Annotated in this window: 1 protein-coding gene and 1 pseudogene; both read left to right on the top strand. The window is 50.3% G+C overall.

The window, feature by feature from the left end; genetic code table 11:
* On the top strand, positions 1 to 362 hold a 362-nt coding region (locus HWQ67_RS16715), incomplete at its 5' end, for a hypothetical protein (RefSeq protein ID WP_218253823.1).
* Positions 359 to 2,283 (top strand): annotated as a pseudogene (locus HWQ67_RS16710) (hypothetical protein); the annotation flags it as partial. The gene HWQ67_RS16715 and the pseudogene HWQ67_RS16710, both read left to right, overlap by 4 nt.

The following is a 2,283-nucleotide window of genomic DNA, read 5'->3' as shown; positions in this document are numbered from 1 at the left end:
CGTATGTCTTTGGACAATACATATTTACTCCTGATTACCCAATAGATGAGAAACCGCCAGGAGATGACTATGCCGACTGGCTGGAGAACTCCATAGAGGGCACGGTGTTTGACATCGGGCCGGTAACAAGGGCACACGGCTGGGATGCCAACGCGATCCGCACCGGGTTCTACTACGCCTTTGTTATCTTCCTGTTCGTATTACTAATAATGAAGCAAAAACTCAACAGGGGGACGATGCTGCTGTTCTGGCCATTCGTGATAGCCGGGGCGTTTTTCGGGGTGCCTTTGCAGGTCACGATTATTGCCTCGTTCTTTACCCTGATTAGTACCGTCTGGGTGTTCTACAAGGGGACGCCATGATTAAAAGGTTTTGTCTATCAATGGCCATGGCAGTGGCAGCGACACTACTGGTAGTGGTGCCGGTGTTGGCTGCCTACTATGCCTACATTTATGTAGAAGAATCGGACGGCAACTCGTATGACCAGGTGCCGCTGTCCGTTGATTGTAACACCACGCGGTTGGCCCAGGGCGACTTTATCAGTTCCACTGCCCTGGACACCAGGGTCCTCACCGGCAGCAGTGAACAACTGCCCCACATGGTGGCCGACGACAAGGTCATGTTTGTCACCGACCTGGAGGCTTACGAAGACAAGACGCTCATATTCTACATGGGCGCTACATCATTGAGCAGTTTCCCGATTATCGTCGGGTACAACGGCTCCTTTGAGACTCCTGACGACCCTGACCTTGAGCTCGGGTACGTCATGGAGCTTTTGATAGACGGTTATTTTGATACTTCCGCCGGGGCAGATAAGAACATACTCTACAAGGAAGACGCCTTCAAGGTCTGCATAAATGGAGCAAACAATCTGAGCGTCCAGGCATTGAACACATCAGGGGCTATCCAGTGGGTAATGAGCTACAACAACTTCACTACCGGGGAGCACACTGTCTATATCATAGCCAATGGGCTCGGTGCGTTTCTGTACGTGGACAACTTCGTGACACCAAAAGATACTGAGAACCTATTTGATTGTCATGAGTACACGATGCACGCCGGGACTTATCCTTACCTTGACACTACGAAACGGAGTTCCTTCTTCTATAACGACCTCTATTGGGCCTTCTACATGAAACCAGTCGCTACAGATGCCCATAATATCTTTTACCAGACATCCTCGGACGGGGCAAGTTGGTCTGGCGAGAACACCATTGCTTCAGCAGGGGAAACAACAAATAATGGCTTTAGTGTCTGGCAGCAGGGGAGTTCTCTTCACATAGCCTACGGGGCCGCCAATAGTGGTACTAACGACTATATCTATTACCGGCATGGCACCCCGGAGGGCAACGGAACGATAACATGGACTACCGCTTGGCAGGTGGCAGTGGACCTGGGGGTTAGAAATGCAGAATCGGAAACATCAATCGCCGTGGACTCTAGCGGGTATCCGTTTATTGCTTACGGGTCCTCACAGAGTACCACTGACTATACAAGTATGACCAAATCCTCGACCAATAATGGCACATGGACTACAGCAGGTGGGTACCCTAGCGATGTGGATTGGACGACCACTGGGCATCGCCAGTCTATGACAGCATATCAAACGGACCAGAAGATGTACTTGCTATGGAATCTCGGCTACCTACAGGGGAAATACTATAGTGGCGGGTGGGAAGCTCCTGTTGCCTTAGATGCCACAGGGACGGTTAACTACTTCAGTGCTGCTGCTGACCCGGACGATAATCTGTATATCGCTTATGCAAGAGCGAGTGGATCGGTTCGCCTAATAGTTAGATATGCGGATGGTACATGGAGTTCCAATTACGAGATAACCGCCAGTGGGTCTATGCCTTCTGTTTCCTACAATACGGGAACAGGGCTTATTTACATCACTTTCGTTAGTGGTAGCTATATCCAATGTATCACGTTGGATCAAGACGGGCTCGCAGAAGCACATACTTTACTGACTCCCCCATCTGTAGCGGGCGCAGGGTTGAGCGTATCCCCTTATGGGGACCCTTTGGGCATGATGTACACGGCTGGGGGTACAACTGAACACATAACTTTTGTCTTCCCTTATCAATGGAACGACAACGGGAATGACTGGGTATGGATGCAGAATAACGTCATGTCTTATGCGGATGATATTCAGATGGCGATTGATGGGGTTTTACAGCTTGAGTATAAACCCGATTCCATAATTCAAGGGACAACCCTACCCGATGAGCAGAACGACAACGATGCCACCATTACCTGGGGCACCAACCCCACGGGCGTCAC

Origin of the sequence: Candidatus Magnetobacterium casense (assembly GCF_019173545.1) — a bacterium.
Lineage (GTDB): Bacteria > Nitrospirota > Thermodesulfovibrionia > Thermodesulfovibrionales > Magnetobacteriaceae > Magnetobacterium > Magnetobacterium cryptolimnobacter.
This window is presented reverse-complemented; position numbering and strand designations above follow the sequence as displayed.